The following is a 16,122-nucleotide window of genomic DNA, read 5'->3' as shown; positions in this document are numbered from 1 at the left end:
CTATATGAAGCACATCATTTCTGCAGTTCTCCTTTCTACCGCTTGCGCCGTTTCCATCGCCCAAACGCCTGGCGGCTACACAGGCAGCGAGCCGAACGTGGAGTTGCGTGTCAGCGTCAATGGCCAGACTGTCATAGGCACCCGCGAGTTGGAGAAGATGCGGTTGTCTGATGACGCCGTGGCCAGGGCCATTGAGCAGAATGCCATCCCGATGGCACGAGGCACTAGCGTGCAGTTAAAGGTTGAAGTGATCGAGCCCAACGGCATTGCGAACGATGTCACTGCGAGTCCTGCCACAATTTACAGTGTCGTCAGTACCAAAAGCCTAGCTGTGACCGGGCAAGGACTGGCAACCGCGTTGCCTGGCGATCAACCGTCAGAGTTGGGGGACCTTTTCGTGTTCTACAACACACCCCAAAAATCAGGCTTCAATCGAATTCTCTTCAGGATTCAGATCGTCGCTAATCCAATCAACAGTCAACAGCGTTACGTTAGCCCGTCTCCTGCTTCCAACCCGTAAGCCAAGCGCGCGAGTTGCCACCCGCCCAGCACCGCAGGTAGTCGTGTAATGGCCGCCTGTCCCACCGGCAGGCTGATCCCGAATTCCAGCAGGAATCCGTGGATCTGATTGCTTGTCTTTGTGCGATCAGAATCAGCGATTCGCGCACACGGTGCAGCGCCGACAGTGTCTGCTGAGACTCCGTCTTGGGCGTGACAAACCTCATCGACGGGCGTGAAGCCGCCTCGCAAATCGCCTCGGCATCGACAAAATCGTTCTTGTTGCTCTTGACGAAGTGCCGCACATGATGGCCTGCAGAAAAGAAAACACCCTACCGTGTTACCCGCGTGTAGGGTGGGGGTGACCATCTCATTAAGCCCGCGCGTAGCGCGACTCTAGAATACTGAAGGAGCTTGTCAATTCAAGGGATCCCGCCACAATTGAGGCTGCCTTGATCGCGCCCTCGCGCCACTCGAAAATACGCTGCTCAGCAAGCTTTACGGCTGGTGGGGTAGAGGCAGCACCAAAAGAAAAAGCCCTTGATTTCCAAGGGCTTTTTCCATACTGCTGGCGGAGAGGGTGGGATTCGAACCCACGGTAGGCTCGCACCTACGCCTGATTTCGAGTCAGGTACATTCGACCACTCTGCCACCTCTCCGGTAACTGGGTCGCTTGTCGCGAAGAACAAGATTATAGAGGAACCCCCGCCTCTGCCGCAAGCCCTTTGCGGCGATAAATTACGCCTCGGGTTCCAGGCGCGTCAGGCCGCCCAGATATGGCTGCAATGCGGCCGGTACCGTCACCGAGCCATCGGCGTTCTGGTAGTTTTCCAGGATCGCCACCAGCGTGCGGCCAACGGCAAGGCCGGAACCATTGAGCGTATGCAGCAACTCCGGCTTGCCCTGCCCCGCGCGGAAGCGGGCCTGCATGCGGCGCGCCTGGAAATCGCCCATATTCGAGCAGGAGCTGATCTCGCGGTAGGTGCCTTGCGCGGGGATCCACACTTCCAGGTCATAGGTCTTGGTGCTGCCGAAGCCCATGTCGCCGGTGCACAGCACAATGGTGCGGAACGGCAGGTCGAGCTTCTTCAGGATGGCTTCGGCGTGGCCGGTGAGCTGCTCCAGCGCATCGAACGCGTGCTCGGGCTGCACCACCTGCACGAGTTCGACCTTGTCGAACTGGTGCTGGCGGATCATGCCGCGCGTGTCCCTGCCGTAGGAGCCGGCTTCCGAGCGGAAGCAAGGCGTGTGGGCAACGAAGCGCAGCGGCAGCTTGTCGCCGGCCACGATGGCGTCGCGCACGATATTGGTCAGCGGCACCTCGGCGGTGGGGATCAGGTAGAAGTTCTCGATGCGCTCGCCCTCTTCACTGCCAAACTTGCGCGGCACCTTGAACAGGTCTTCCTCGAACTTGGGCAGCTGGCCGGTGCCGCGCATCGATGCAGCGTTGACGATGTAGGGCACGTACATTTCGGTGTAGCCGTGCTCGAGCGTATGGGTATCGAGCATCAGCTGCACCAGCGCGCGGTGCATGCGCGCGACGCCGCCGCGCAGCATGGAGAAGCGCGAACCCGTGACCTTGGTCGCGGTATCGAAATCCAGCCCGAGGCGTTCGCCCACGTCGACGTGGTCCTTGACCTCGAAATCGAAGCTGCGCGGCGTGCCGACGCGGCGCACTTCCACGTTCGCGCTTTCGTCGCCGCCCACCGGCACGCTTTCGTGCGGCAGGTTGGGAATGGCCTCCAGGATCTCCGAGAGCTGGGCCTGGATTTCTTCCAGGCGCGCGGCCGATGCCTTGAGGGCATCGCCGATGCCGCCGACTTCGGCCATCACCGCCGAAGCGTCTTCGCCCTTGCCCTTGAGCATGCCGATCTGCTTGGACAGGCTGTTGCGGCGTGCCTGCAGTTCCTCGGTCTGGGTCTGCAGTTGCTTGCGCTCGGCTTCGAGTGCCTGGAAGGCCGCTACGTCGAGTTGGAATCCGCGCGTGGCAAGGCGTTGCGCCACGGCGTCGATGTCTTTGCGGAACAGCTGGATGTCTAGCATGTTGCGTATGAGGGGAGGTGCATGGGCCAGCGGCATGCCGGCGGACCCGCCATTTTACTGTACTGGCCGGGGCAAGCACGGAACCGCCGGCCGGGAACAGGGTGGCAGATCGGGCGTTGTTCGCGACGGCAGGCAGGCCGGTCCTGCCGATGGGCGCTATTTTGCCCCGCCCTCGCCGCCCTCGCCGCCTTCGTCCCCGCCCTTGCCTTTGCCTTGCTGCCGCTGCCATTGCGCGTCGAGATCGCGCAGGTGACGCAGCTTGTCGCCGATCTTGCCCTCCAGCCCGCGCGGCGTGGGTTGGTACCAGCCCTGGCGCCTGAGGTCGTCGGGGAAGTAATGCTCGCCGGCGGCGTAGGCCTCGGGCTCGTCGTGCGCGTAGCGGTAGGCGTGGCCGTGGCCCAGCTCTTTCATCAGCTTGGTCGGGGCGTTGCGCAAGTGGGTCGGCACGCCGCGCGACTTGTCTTTCGCCACGAAGGCGCGTGCGGCGTTGTAGGCGTTGTAGCCCGCATTGGACTTGGGCGCCACGGCCAGGTAGATCAGCGCCTGCGCCAGCGCGAGCTCGCCTTCGGGCGAGCCCAGGCGCTCGTAGGTCTCGGCTGCGTCGAGCGTGATGCGGGCGGCACGCGGATCGGCCAGGCCGATGTCTTCCCACGCCATGCGCACGATGCGGCGCGCCAGGTAGCGCGGATCGGCGCCGCCGTCGAGCATGCGGCAGAACCAGTAGAGCGTGGCATCCGGGTCGGAACCGCGCACCGACTTATGCAGCGCGCTGATCTGGTCGTAGAAGGCGTCGCCGCCCTTGTCGAAACGGCGCAGGTTCTCCGACAGCGCACTGCCGAGCAGCGCCTTGTCGATGATGGCCGCGCCGGCGCTGCGCGCGGCGCGCGCCACGATCTCGATGTTGTTGAGCAGCTTGCGGCCGTCGCCATCGGCGGAGGCAACGATCAGCTGCAGCGCTTCGTCCGCCCATTGCAGGCCGCCCAGCTCCTCGCTGGCGCGACGCGCCAACTGCGTCAGCTCATCATCATCCAGGCTCTTGAGCACATACACCGCGGCGCGCGACAGCAAGGCGCCGTTGACCTCGAACGAGGGGTTCTCGGTGGTGGCGCCGATAAAGGTGAACAGCCCGCTTTCCACGTGCGGCAGGAATGCATCCTGCTGGCTCTTGTTGAAGCGGTGCACCTCGTCCACGAAAACCAGCGTGCGGCGGCCATGGGCGCGGTATTGCTCGGCGCGCTCGACCGCCTCGCGGATGTCCTTGACGCCAGAGAGGACCGCCGACAGCGCGATGAACTCGGCGTCGAAGGCCGTGGCCATCAGCCGCGCCAGCGTGGTCTTGCCCACGCCGGGCGGGCCCCAGAGGATCATGGAGTGCGGCTCGCCGGACGCGAACGCCACCCGCAGCGGCTTGCCGGCGCCAAGCAGGTGTTGCTGGCCGATCACCTCGTCGATATTGCGCGGACGCAAGCGCTCGGCCAGGGGTTGTTGGGAACGATCGGGAGCTTCGGAAAACAGCGTGTCCGCCACGGTATGCAGGCCTTATGTCAGGGCAGGCGCGCACGGTACGAACCGCTGCGCCCAGGAACGTGACAGTGTAGACCATCGCGCCGGCCCGCCTGGGCGAGCGCCTCAGCGCACAGCGCGCTCGTTGCGCGTGAAGGCATCCAGCACGCCGGCGCGCTCGCTGCCTACGCGCTTGCGCCACGCCGTGATCGCACCCGCGCTGGCCTCGCGCAGCGCCTGCTGCACAGCGGCTGCCGGGCTGTCTTCGATGGTCACGCCATTGGCACGCATGCGCGCGGTGTTCTCCACCAGCCGGGTATCCAGGCGCGCCCACTGCTTTTGCTCGGTAGCCTGCGCGGCGGCGTCCACGGCGGCACGCAAGGCGGGCGACAGGCCCGCATAGGTGGCCGCATTGACCGTGGTGAAGGACAGCGGCATGGCATAGCCGATGGCCGTGAAGCTGGGCAGGTAATCCCACAGCTTGCGCCCCGCGCCGCCGTCGCCCGAGGACAGCACCGCATTGACCGAGCCGTCCTTCAGGCGCGGCATCGCGTCGGCAAAGGACAGGCTGGTGGCCTGTGCGCCGGCAGCGCGCATGACCTCGGTGGAGGTCTCGTCATAAGTGCGTACCGACAGCGCGCGCAGGTCGGCCAGCGTGGCTAACGGATTGCGGGACCACAGCCCGGTCGGCGGCCACGGCGTGACATACAGCAAATGCTGCCCCTGCGCCTCGAAGGCGCGCGCGTAGTCGGCGCGGGCCAGTTCGGCCAGGCGCCGGGCGGATTCTATTGACGTGGCGACGAAAGGCAGCGAAGACAGCAGGAACAGCGGATCGACTGCGCCCAGCGCGCCGCCGAAGGCGTCGCCCCCCTCCAGCCGCCCTTCCTTCACCGCGGCAGGCATCTGCGCTGACTTCACGCCCGTGCTGGCATCGAAGCTGGGCTTCACCTCGATGGCGCCGGCCGTGCGTGCCTTCACCTCTTCGGCGAAGGTGGCCAGCCCTTCGCCCGGCATGGCGCTGGCCGGGTATTCGGTGGCCATGCGCCAGGTGGTGGCGTTGGCGGCGGGTTGCGCCCAGCTCTGGCCAGCGCCGCAGGCAAGCAGGGCGAGCAGCAAGCCGCTGCGCAGCAGTCGACGGCGCAGCGGACGGGATGCGCACTTCAGGGATGCAGACATGGTGGAAATCCTGTGGCGTGAGGTAGTGAAGCGATCGTGTCCGAATGGACGGGTTAAATGCAGGCCGCCAAGGCCCTCGCGACGCGCGCTCAGCCGCGCCGGAAGGCCACTATGTCCTCGACTTCCACGCGGATGCCGATGCGCTCGCCGAGCGCATGGTCGTGGTGCGATGGCACCAGCGACAATACCTGCCCGCCGCCAGCCAGGCGCAGCGTGTACAGGATATCGGCGCCGCGAAAGGCCTTGTGCAGGATCTCGGCCTGCAATGGGCTGGCGTCGTCATGGACGATATCGTCAGGGCGGATCAGCACGTCCACCTCGGTGGTGGCGGGCGGCACGCCAAGCGGTTCACGGCTATGCAGCGTGCCCAGTTCCAGCGTAACCGTGTCCGGGCCGGCGAGTCGACCCGGCATCAACACGCCCTGGCCGATAAAGTCCGCAACCACGCGCGTGGCGGGCCGGTGATAAAGGTTGTGCGCGCTGTCCCACTGCTCGATCGCGCCGGCGTGCATCACGCCGATCTCGTCGGCCATGGCGAAGGCCTCGTGCTGGTCGTGCGTGACCAGGATGGCGGTGGTGCCCTGGGCCTTGAGGATGTCGCGCACCTCCAGGCTCAGGCGTTCGCGCAGCTCGATGTCCAGATTGGAGAACGGCTCGTCGAGCAGCAGCAACTCCGGACGCGGCGCCAACGCGCGCGCCAGTGCCACGCGCTGCTGCTGGCCGCCCGAGAGTTCATGCGGAAACTTGTCGCCGGAGCCGGCCAGGCCCACCAGGGCCAGCATCTCCCCGACCCGCGCGGCGCGTTCGCCGCGGCGCACGGCATGCAGCCCGAAGGCGACGTTGTCGGTCACACTCAGGTGCGGGAACAAGGCGTAGTCCTGGAACACCATGCCGATGCGCCGGTGCTCGGGGGCCAAGGAGAAACCCGGCGACGACATGACCTCCCCTTGCAACAGGATGCGGCCTTCGCGCAATGGCTCGAAGCCGGCGATGGCGCGCAACACGGTGGTCTTGCCGCAGCCGCTGGGCCCGAGCAGGCAGGCAATGCTGCCGCGCGCCAGGGTGAAGGACAGGCCGTTGACCACGGCATGGCTGCCAAAGCCGTGATGGATGCGATCGACCTCGATAACGGTGTCGGATCGTGCCGGCAGGGATGGACTGGAAAGGGGGTGGCCTCGCATGCCCGGCATTATATGGGGCCGGCATGCGCGTGTCGCGGCTGCGCAGTCCGCGCGGCGCCGCCCGCGCCGCTCCCGTTGCTAGAATGCGAAACCAGCGGGCCGGCGTTGCCACCGGCCCGCTGGTCCCGATTTCGCCAATTTCCCGACTCCCGACGCCAGCCCGCCACCGCATGACCCTGCTTCGCTCCAGCCGTACCAGCCGCCTGCACCCGCTCGCCCTTGTTGCCGGCCTGGCCGCCCTGCTGATTGCCCTGCCGATCGCGCAAGTGGCCAGCAGCCTGCTCACGCCCAGCGGCGACACCTGGCGGCACCTCGCCGACACGGTGCTGGCCGAGTACGTAGGCAACACCTTGTGGCTGCTGGCCGGGGTCTGTGCCGGCGTGCTGCTGCTGGGCGTGCCCACCGCCTGGCTGGTCAGCACCTACCGCTTTGCCGGACGGGGATGGCTGGAATGGGCCCTGGTGCTGCCGCTGGCGATGCCGGCCTATGTCATCGCCTACGCTTATACCGATGCGCTGCAGTTCGCCGGGCCGGTGCAAAGCTGGCTGCGCGCGCTGACCGGCTGGCGCGCGCGCGAATACTGGTTCCCGGAAATCCGCTCGCTGGGCGGGGCCATCGTGCTGTTCACGCTGGTGCTCTACCCCTATGTCTACCTGACCGCGCGCGCGGCCTTCCTGCAGCAGACCCTGAACACGCTGGAGGCGGCGCGCCTGCTTGGCTACGGCACCTGGGGCAGCGTATGGCGCGTCATGCTGCCGCTGGCGCGGCCTGGCATCGTCGCGGGCACCGCGCTCGCGCTGATGGAAACGCTGGCGGACTTCGGCACCGTGGCCTACTTCGGCATCCCGACCTTTTCCACCGGCATCTACCGCGCGTGGTTCTCGCTGGGCGACAAGAACGCCGCGGCCCAGTTGTCCGCCTGCATGCTGGTCTTTGTCATCGGCATCCTGCTGGTCGAGCGCATCAGCCGCGGCCGCGCCCGCGTGCACGGCGGCCAGCGCCGTGCCCCGGCCTATCGGCTGCATGGCTGGCGCGCCGCGCTGGCGCTGCTGGTATGCGTGCTGCCCGTGCTGCTGGGTTTCGCCATCCCGGCACTGATGCTGTGCAAGATGGCGCTGGCTGAGGGCGACGCGCAGTTTGGCCCGCGCTTTATCGGGCTGGTGCGCAACAGCTTCCTGCTTGCCAGTCTCACCGCGCTGGTGGCGGTCCTGGCTGCGCTGTTGATCGGCTATGCGGGACGCGGCATTGCGGCGGGCCGGGGCTGGCTGTTGCGCGTGCTGACGCGGGTGTGCGGCATGGGCTATGCGCTGCCCGGCTCGGTGGTCGCGGTCGGCGTGCTGGTGCCGGTGGCGCAACTGGACAACACCTTGTCATCCTGGCTGCAGCAGCATCTGGGATGGACGGTGGGTCTCTTGTTGACCGGCGGCATTGCCGCGCTGGTCTATGCCTACCTGGTGCGCTTCCTGGGCGTGGCCCTGCAAACTGTCAACGCGGGCCTGGTCAAGATCACGCCCGCCATGGATGCGGCATCGCGCAGCCTGGGCCACGGCCCCGGCGCCACGCTGCGGCGCGTGCACCTGCCGATGCTGCGCGGCAGCCTGCTGACCGCTGCGCTGATCGTCTTTGTCGATGTCATGAAGGAGTTGCCCGCCACGTTTGTGATGCGGCCGTTCAACTTCGATACGCTCGCCGTGCAGGCCTACAACCTGGCCTCCGACGAGCGCCTGGCCGAAGCCGCCACGGCGTCGCTGGTGATCGTGGCGGTGGGCCTGCTGCCGGTGATCCTGCTGTCGCGCTCGATACGGCGGGATGCGCGCCAATAGCCCGTGCGGCAGCAAACTGCTTTCCCTAAAGTTATCCGGCGCCCTGTCGATAAAACTCTGGTCGGGAGCTGTGCCCGGCACGCACGCACACCTGCGCGCGAGTCAAGCGGCCTGCCTCCGCCGCCGGCCTGCTTCGCGCCGCATCACGACTGCGCCGGCCGCAATCTTGCATGGCATTTGTTCGCAGCGTCTTCAGGAAGTGTTATGCAGCTTCGTTACCGCATGCTGGTGTTCAAGTTGGGCCGCCTGTCCCGCCAGGAGCGGATCAGCCCGGTCGACGAGATCGTGCTGGCGGGCCAACTGGCAGAACAACTGGAAAAACCCGGCATGGTCGAGCGCCTGGTGGCGGACCTGTTCGATCACGAGAACGCCCATGTCAGGCGCATCGCGCTCAATGCAGTCAGGCGCGCGCACGGCTACCGCCAGGCGGATCTTGCGCATGCCCTGCTGCGCAAGCTTGCCGATCCCGAGCCGTGGCTGCGTCATGACGCTGCCTGGATCCTCCACGAGGCGGGACTGGACAGCCCGTACATCCGCGCAGCGCTGCGCCAGCTTGCCGGCCCGGTCATGCTGCCTTACGACTTGCATCGCGCCCGTGCCAATCCCGCCGACGGGCTGCTGAACGCCCAGGTGCGCGCGCGGCAGGCACTGGACGTGCTGCTGGCACGCCAGATCGCGAGTACCGTGGTAGCCAAGCTGCCATACGCCAATGGCACGTTGGGACACACGCGCACGCGGCGGCGCGAGCAGTTGAAACAGACCTTTGAGAAACACAGGGAACGCGGCGCAAAGCTGCGCTTCCGGCGCCTGGAAAGCGGCGAAAACAAGGACGCGGCCGACTTGCAGCCGAGGTCGAAGCCGAAGCCGAAAGCCCTGTCATGAAAGATGGCGGCTCGCGCCAGCCGCTAACATAATGTGTTGAAAATCGGCCGAGATGCGCCCAGGATCCAATCTCCGCCCAGGTCCTCTCGCTTGCCGTGCCTACGAATTCTTCCCGAACGAATCGCGGATGCTTCGCCTTCAGGCGGTCTTGGCTTGGCTCGCGAAGTAGTCTGCGTACTCGTCCCTCACCACTTCCTCGATTCGCGCGAGTTCCCCGTCCGTCAGATCGGTGAACTTTGAGCGCTTGCGATGCGAGATCTCGCCATGGTTCTGCACGATCAGGTCGATCAGATTAGTCAAGCGCGACTGGGGCAAGTCCAGCCATCCTTCGAGCCTTGCCTTGCTCGCGTCGAACGCCTTCAGATATCGAATCTCCAGCGCAAGGTCCTCCCCGACGCATTGCTCGATGCATGCAAAGACGAACTCGCACAGCGCCGTCGCATCGAACGAGGCGTACAGCCAATAGGGCTGCGGCGACTTGACAAGTATCGTGTCGCTGTCCGCATCCAGGGCGTAGTTCAGCAAGCTCGTGCGCGGCCCGGAGTAGTCCTTGAGCAGACCGGCGTAGACCTGCAGGTTTTTCAGCATGCTTGCCGAGACGGGTAGCACGACGCCTTCCGGCGTGACACCGGCCTGACGCAGCAAATGGTGAATCAGGAATCGGTGCAGCCGGCCGTTACCATCGTAGAACGGGTGGATATAGACGAACCCGAACGAGACACATGCCGCGACGATGATGGGATCCACTTTCCCTTCGATCAGGCCAGCGACGTAGGCCAAGCCATTCATCATCGGCTCGACCTGCGCCGGCGCCGGCGGAATGTAGTCGGCGACATTTCGCAGCCGTCCACCGCGGGAGAGCCAGTTCTGGCGATCGCGATACGAGTACTCGGCCCGGATCGTCGAAATGATCTCGTTCTGCCAGTCGCAGAACTGCTCTTCGTCGAGGGAAACCGCTGCGCCGGCAAATTCCAACAGTCGCCTGAATCTCGCGACGCGCTGATTGTCCGGCAACTCCTTCTCGATCGAGTACGTCGATCGCGTCTCAGCCAGGTAGAGATAGTCCACCGCGCGTGCGAGAACCTCCGGCTCGAGCCGGTTGATGGCAGCGGCGATCATCCCCGGCAGGTCAGCCGCGATGAAGGCCTCGAGCCGCTCCGTTCGACGCACCAGCGGGCAGAATGCGGCCGGGCCCAGGTGGTTGTTCAGAATCCCGAGCTGCGCGTCGAGCTGGCTGGGACCCGTGACGTATTTCGCCTCGTCCAGCGTCGGTACACGGGCGGTACCGGTCGGCAACTTGTAGTCGAACTCGGCGCCAGCCAGCCACTTGGCGTAGAAGGCCGCAAGCCGGGCGTATCGCGATCCTGGAGTCGAAGCGAGCCATTGGCGTACTTCCTCCACGGCGGCTTGGTGTTCGAAGAGTGCCGCAAGCACGGTCAGGTTCAGCGGCTCCTTGCGCAGCGCGAAGGTCAGATGGTCGACAGTCGTGTCCTCGCCGCGGTGGCGGTTCCGGGGATACACCGTCTTGATGCTCCCGTCGGCGCCCGTGTGGGTGCTCATGACACCCGTCTTATCAGACAGCGCGGAGGTCGCAAGCAGGGGGGGAACGCGCAGGCTGAACTTCGAGATCAGGGCGCTGTAGCCAAGTGGAGCATGAGCCATAACGGCAGGTATTTCTGCGTAAGCATGAGCAAACGGATTACCAAAGTCTATATGCGAATTACCATTTAGTATATGTAGGCGTGCATGGCTTACCAACTTGCATATCAACAGGACTGGCAGGCGCTTTTACCAGCTCACATACGAGACTTACCCGTTCACCTATCTGGTAGGGTATCGTTACCGTCTCACATATTGGGCCGGGTGGGAAGGACGCCTCGGCGCTCTGCATGGGGCTCAACCCAGGTCATCAATTTGGCCGGGAAACGCTTCGCAGCGCTCGGCCCCCGCAGGCCAACGAACCACAAAAAGGCCATGCAATCGGAAAGTTGCATGGCCTTTGGCTTTCGTGCCCAACGCGCGGCTCTCAACACTATTTGTTAATGGCTAGCGGCTCGCGCCGCCATTCCCGTGCCGCCCGACAGGCCGCGATTACTTGTAGCCGGCCTTGTCCGCCAGCTTCTGCGCTTGCGGCTGGTACTTGCCCAGTTCCGCGACATCGATCTTGTCGGCCTTGAAGCTGCCCAGGGCTTCGAGGGCGGGATTGCTGATCTTCACGCTCTCCACCACCGGCCACTCGTTGTTGCCGTCGGCAAAATAGCGCTGCGCCTCGTCGCTGGCCAGGTACTCCAGGAACGCACGTGCCGAATCCTTGTTGGGCGCATGCTTGAGCATGCCGCCGCCGGAAATGTTCATATGCACGCCCTGGCTGGCCTGGTTGGGCCACACCACGCCGAGCTGCCCCGCCAGGGCCTTGTCCTCGGGCTTGGCCGACTTCAGGATGCGGGCGATGTAATAGGTATTGGCGACCGCGATATCGCATTCGCCGGCGGCCACCGCCTTGAGCTGGTCGGTGTCGCCGCCCTTGGGCGCGCGCGCCAGGTTGGCCACCACGCCGCGCGTCCACTGCTCCGTCCTGGCCTCGCCATCGTGGGCGATCAGGCTGGACATCAGCGACAGGTTGTAGACGTGGCCGCTGGAGCGGATGCACAGCTTGCCCTTCCACTTGGGATCGGCCAGGTCCTCGTAGCTTTTGATGTCGCCGGGCTTGACCGCCGCCTTGTTGTAGGCGATCACGCGGGCGCGCGCCGAGAAACCGAACCAGTCGCCGTTCGGGTCGCGGTAGTTGGCGGGAATGCGCGACTCCAGCACTTTTGACTTGAACGGCGCGAACACGCCCGCCTGCTGGGCTCGCCACAGGCGGCCAATGTCAACGGTGATGAACACGTCGGCGGGGCTGTTGGCGCCCTCGCTCTTGATGCGCTCCAGCAGCGGGTCTTCCTGGCCCTCGATGCGGTTGATCCTGATGCCGGTCTGCTTGGTGAAATTCGCGTAGAGCGCTTCGTCGGTCTGGTAATGGCGTGCCGTGTAAAGGTTCAGCACCTTTTCCTGCGCGCTCGCGGCAAGCGGCAGCGCCAGCACGGCAAGCGCCGCGGCGCGCGGCAACAAGTGACGAAATATGAGCATGACTCTCCTTGGATATTGTTCTGCGGCGCCCTGGCGTTGCGATAAACGCACCTTAATGCAAGGCGAGCAATGAACAATAATCATTCTTGTTTCGGAGGTCAAGCTGCAACGCTGTCATGTTCGAGGCGGCAAGGTGGCAGGGCGGCATGGGAACCATGCCCTCCCCGTCACTGGCATTCAGGCGCCGGCGCGCACCACCAGCGCCTTCATCGCATCGGCAGGCAGCGGCCCATGGCAGGTCCGTTCCCCGCTGCCCTTGCTGACGACGAGCCAGACCTTGTCCGGTGCGCCCGCCGGATGCAGCAGCCAGGCCGGACCGCGGCCGCTGCCGGCCGGAGGCAGGTCTTCCAGCACGCCACTGGTGGTCGATTGCAGCAGCGTGGCGCAATCGTTGGCGCTCGCCTGCGTGGCGGAGAGGAAGTCCGGATTGGCGAGCACTTCCGGCAAGGCCGTGTCGGAAGCGCGCAGGAAGGCATCGACGTCGAAATGCTTGCTGGCGCCGCTCTGTCCGGCGCAAGCCGCGACGAGCAGCACGGCCGCGGCAATGCCGGCGATGGCACCGCAGCGGCGCGAAACCCGCCTGGAGAAGGAAGCTCGGATCATGGCAGTCCTCATTGCTTCAACACGTCGGCGCCCTTGGGCACCGTGAACCGGAAGGTGTCGGCGGGCAGCGCGGGGTTCTTCTGGATGGCGCTGAAGGTCAGCAGCGTCGTGTTGCCGAACGCATCGCGCAACTCCATCGCCTCCAGGTTGCCGGCCTTGAAGCCGATACCGATGCGCTCGAACTGCGTGTCCCTGGCCCTGGGCGTCAGGTCCAGCCACTCGATGCCGTCGCGCGTGGGGCCGTTCTTCACCACGAAGTTCTTTTCCAGGTCGTTGCTGCCGAACAGGATGGCGGCGGGGCTGGAACCCAGGGCGCCGTCGAGCTTGCGCTCGGTCACCTGGTTCAGGTCCTTGTCGTAGATGTAAAGCGTCTGGCCATCGGCTTGCAGCAACTGGTCGTACGGCTTGACGTAGCGCCAGGTGAACTTGCCCGGACGCGAAAAAGCGAAGGTGCCGCTGGAGGTGCCGGCCACCTTGAGGCTGTCGCCCTGCCCTTTGACCTGGCGCTGGGTGAATTCGCCCCTGGCGCTCTTGACGCCCGCGACGAAGGCCTGGAGCTGGTCGGTGGCGGCAGCCATGGCCGCGCCTGCTGTCAGCGACAGCACGGCTACCGCGGCACATGCAGACACGAGAATGCGGTTTCGCATGGTTTGTCCTTGCTTGCTAGCTGGCTTGGTAGGGTGGAAGCGCTGCCGATGCAGCAGCGCTGCCTGTCCGGTTAGAGCGGTGAGCGCATGGCGGATTCCGCAACCATGTGCTTCACGCGTAACAGCATGTTACGCGAGAGTGCTCATTCTTCCTCGCGGACGCTGCCGGCCGGGGCCAGGATATCGCGATTGCCATTGCCGGACATGGCGGAAACCAGCCCGGCCTTCTCCATGTCCTCGAGCAGCCGCGCGGCACGGTTATAGCCGATGCGCAGGTGGCGCTGCACCAGCGAGATCGACGCGCGGCGGTTCTTCAGCACCACGTCGACGGCCTGGTCGTAGAGCGGATCGGCCTCGCCGCCGCCACCGCCAATGCCGGCGCCGCCGCCCATGCCGTCGCTGCCCATGTCGCCCTCGGCCACGCCGCCTTCGAGGATGCCCTCGATATAGTTGGTCTCGCCGCCCTCCTTGAGCTTTTCCACCACCCGGTGTACTTCGTCATCGGAAACAAAGGCGCCGTGGACGCGGATCGGCAAGCCGGTGCCCGGCGCCAGGTAGAGCATGTCGCCCATGCCCAGCAGCGCCTCCGCGCCCTGCTGGTCGAGGATGGTGCGCGAATCGATCTTGCTGCTGACCTGGAAGGCGATGCGGGTCGGCACGTTGGCCTTGATCAGGCCGGTAATGACGTCGACCGAGGGCCGCTGCGTGGCCAGCACCAGGTGGATGCCGGCGGCGCGCGCCTTCTGCGCGATGCGGGCGATCAGCTCTTCCACCTTCTTGCCCACCACCATCATCAGGTCGGCCAGCTCGTCGATGACGATCACGATCATCGGCACTTTTTCGAGCGGTTCGGGCGCGTCCGGGGTCAGGCTGAACGGGTTGGGGATCTTTTCCTCGCGCGCGGCGGCTTCGTCGATCTTCTTGTTGTAGCCCGCCAGGTTGCGCACACCCAGCTTGCTCATCAGCTTGTAGCGGCGCTCCATCTCGCCGACCGCCCAGTTCAGGGCGTTGCCGGCCTGGCGCATATCGGTCACCACCGGGCACAACAGATGCGGGATGCCTTCGTAGACGCTCATTTCGAGCATCTTGGGGTCGATCAGGATCAGCCGCACCTGGTCGGCCCTGGCCTTGTACAGCAGCGACAGGATCATGGCGTTGATGCCCACCGACTTGCCGGAGCCGGTGGTGCCGGCCACCATGCAGTGCGGCATCTTGGCCAGGTCGGCCACCATCGGCTTGCCGGCGATGTCCTTGCCCAGCGCCATGGTGAGGCTGGACGCGCTCTCGTTGTACACCTGCGAGCCGAGGATCTCGGACAGCCGCACCGTCTGGCGCTTGGGGTTGGGCAGCTCCAGCCCCATGTAGACCTTGCCGGGGATCGTTTCCACCACGCGGATGGAGACCAGGGACAGCGAGCGCGCCAGGTCGCGCGCCAGGTTGACCACCTGGCTGCCCTTGACGCCGACGGCCGGCTCGATCTCGTAGCGGGTGATGACCGGGCCGGGATAGGCCGCCACCACCTTGACCTCGACGCCGAAGTCCTTGAGCTTCTTCTCGATCAGGCGCGAGGTGAACTCCAGCGTCTCGGCGCTGACCGTCTCCTGGTGCGCGGGGATCGGGTCCAGCAGCGCCAGCGGCGGCAGGTCGGAGTCCTGGATATCGGCGAACAGCGGCTGCTGCTTCTCGCGCTCCACCCGCTCGTGCTTGGGCACCGCCTGCGGGCGCACGATCTGCACCGGCGCCGCCTCGTCGATCCTGACCCGCTGCACTTCCACGGTTTCGGTGCGCTCGACCTTGGCCGCCTCGCCGATGATGCGGTCCTGCTTGCTTTCGCGGCGCGCCTTGAAGCCGAGGAACAGCGTCTCGACGAAGCCGCCGATGTGCTCGGCCACCGACAGCCACGAGAAATGGAAGAACAGCGACAGGCCGATTGCCAGCGTCATCAGCAATAGCAGGGTCGCGCCGGTAAAGCCCAGCGCCATCTGCATCCAGCCGCCCAGCAGGTCGCCGAGCACGCCGCCGGGGGCACGCGGCAGCGCCGAGCGCAGCGGATACATGCGGATGGCTTCCAGGCCCATGCTGGCGGTCAGCGACAGGCCGAAGCCGATCCAGCTCACCACCAGTCCCTGGCGCGCCTCGCCATTGCGCTCGGGCAGCTCGGCGGTCAGCGCGCGCCAGCCGCGCCAGCAGCGGCGCACCAGCAGCACCGCCCACCAGTAGGCGGAGAAGCCGAAGACAAAGAACAGCACATCGGCCAGCCAGGCGCCCACGCGGCCGCCCAGGTTGTGGATGTCGGCCACCTGGTTGGCGTGCGACCAGCCGGGGTCCGCCTTGCTGTAGGTGGCCAGAATGCAGACGAAGGCCAGTGTGACCGCCAGCAACAGGAACCAGCGCACTTCGCCCAGCAGCTTGCCGATGCGCGAGGGCAGCGCGGAGGGATCGGTACGTGTCGTGGTAGTAGCTCGGGCCATGCCTTGGGTCTGGGTTACCGTGTGAAGATTTGGTTTGCCGGCCATTTTAACCTTGCGCGGGGCTATCGCTCCCATTGGAATTTGCAACAGTGGGCAAACGCCCGTCCACTTATAATGCTGGTTTCGATTCTCGCTGGTGCGCATCAAGGCGCACCAGCCATAGGAAAGC

The 16,122-nt window shown here is 65.5% G+C and carries 12 protein-coding genes, 1 tRNA gene and 1 pseudogene; 3 read left to right on the top strand and 11 right to left on the bottom strand.

All coding sequences use genetic code 11. From position 1 onward, the window contains the following. Window positions 1-4: 4 nt before the first annotated feature. Window positions 5-520, top strand: coding sequence for a hypothetical protein (locus AC1DQ3_RS09750; protein WP_477119977.1), 516 nt, complete (start codon window positions 5-7; stop codon window positions 518-520). A 26-nt stretch (window positions 521-546) separates the two neighbouring features. Here the strand turns inward: AC1DQ3_RS09750 and AC1DQ3_RS09745 are convergent. The 6 genes and pseudogenes from AC1DQ3_RS09745 to AC1DQ3_RS09720 all read right to left on the bottom strand — a co-directional run. After that, window positions 547-803, bottom strand: a pseudogene (locus tag AC1DQ3_RS09745) (IS110 family transposase); the annotation flags it as partial. 264 nt (window positions 804-1,067) lie between these two features. After that, a tRNA-Ser gene (locus tag AC1DQ3_RS09740) sits at window positions 1,068-1,157 on the bottom strand. Between the two features lie 79 nt (window positions 1,158-1,236). Continuing rightward, the gene (serS, locus tag AC1DQ3_RS09735) at window positions 1,237-2,541 is read right to left on the bottom strand and encodes a serine--tRNA ligase (RefSeq protein ID WP_477119976.1); all 1,305 of its coding nucleotides are present in this window, start codon (window positions 2,539-2,541) and stop codon (window positions 1,237-1,239) included. Window positions 2,542-2,697: 156 nt separating this feature from the next. Beyond that, window positions 2,698-4,068 (bottom strand): replication-associated recombination protein A, encoded by a 1,371-nt coding sequence (locus AC1DQ3_RS09730; RefSeq protein WP_477119975.1) that lies wholly within the window; start codon window positions 4,066-4,068, stop codon window positions 2,698-2,700. Window positions 4,069-4,170: 102 nt separating this feature from the next. Then, window positions 4,171-5,220: a TRAP transporter substrate-binding protein gene (locus AC1DQ3_RS09725; RefSeq protein WP_477119974.1), complete on the bottom strand. Its 1,050-nt coding sequence runs from the start codon at window positions 5,218-5,220 to the stop codon at window positions 4,171-4,173. A gap of 89 nt (window positions 5,221-5,309) precedes the next feature. Then, window positions 5,310-6,401 (bottom strand): ABC transporter ATP-binding protein, encoded by a 1,092-nt coding sequence (locus tag AC1DQ3_RS09720; RefSeq protein WP_477119973.1) that lies wholly within the window; start codon window positions 6,399-6,401, stop codon window positions 5,310-5,312. A 170-nt stretch (window positions 6,402-6,571) separates the two neighbouring features. Here AC1DQ3_RS09720 and AC1DQ3_RS09715 point away from each other — a divergent pair, with 170 nt between their 5' ends. Both AC1DQ3_RS09715 and AC1DQ3_RS09710 read left to right on the top strand, forming a co-directional pair. Next, window positions 6,572-8,224, top strand: coding sequence for an ABC transporter permease (locus AC1DQ3_RS09715; RefSeq protein WP_477119972.1), 1,653 nt, complete (start codon window positions 6,572-6,574; stop codon window positions 8,222-8,224). A 204-nt stretch (window positions 8,225-8,428) separates the two neighbouring features. Continuing rightward, window positions 8,429-9,106: a hypothetical protein gene (locus AC1DQ3_RS09710; protein WP_477119971.1), complete on the top strand. Its 678-nt coding sequence runs from the start codon at window positions 8,429-8,431 to the stop codon at window positions 9,104-9,106. 138 nt (window positions 9,107-9,244) lie between these two features. On the opposite strand, the gene AC1DQ3_RS09705 is transcribed toward AC1DQ3_RS09710, so the two are convergent. From AC1DQ3_RS09705 to AC1DQ3_RS09685, 5 genes are all read right to left on the bottom strand, one after another. Beyond that, entirely contained in the window at window positions 9,245-10,768 is a 1,524-nt protein-coding gene (locus AC1DQ3_RS09705) for a Fic family protein (RefSeq protein WP_477119970.1), read from the bottom strand. 429 nt (window positions 10,769-11,197) lie between these two features. After that, a complete protein-coding gene (locus AC1DQ3_RS09700) occupies window positions 11,198-12,232 on the bottom strand; it encodes a Fe(3+) ABC transporter substrate-binding protein (RefSeq protein ID WP_477119969.1) in 1,035 nt (344 codons plus the stop codon). Window positions 12,233-12,409: 177 nt separating this feature from the next. Beyond that, the gene (locus tag AC1DQ3_RS09695; RefSeq protein ID WP_477119968.1) at window positions 12,410-12,835 is read right to left on the bottom strand and encodes a hypothetical protein; all 426 of its coding nucleotides are present in this window, start codon (window positions 12,833-12,835) and stop codon (window positions 12,410-12,412) included. A gap of 8 nt (window positions 12,836-12,843) precedes the next feature. After that, window positions 12,844-13,482 (bottom strand): outer membrane lipoprotein chaperone LolA, encoded by a 639-nt coding sequence (gene lolA, locus AC1DQ3_RS09690; RefSeq protein WP_477119967.1) that lies wholly within the window; start codon window positions 13,480-13,482, stop codon window positions 12,844-12,846. A 143-nt stretch (window positions 13,483-13,625) separates the two neighbouring features. After that, on the bottom strand, window positions 13,626-15,953 hold the full coding sequence (locus AC1DQ3_RS09685; RefSeq protein WP_477119966.1) for a DNA translocase FtsK: 2,328 nt from the start codon (window positions 15,951-15,953) through the stop codon (window positions 13,626-13,628). Window positions 15,954-16,122: the final 169 nt, after the last annotated feature.

This window comes from Cupriavidus sp. 01T418 (genome assembly GCF_056398885.1).
Note: the sequence above shows the minus strand (reverse complement) of the source record. Positions and strands in the feature narration are given on the sequence as shown.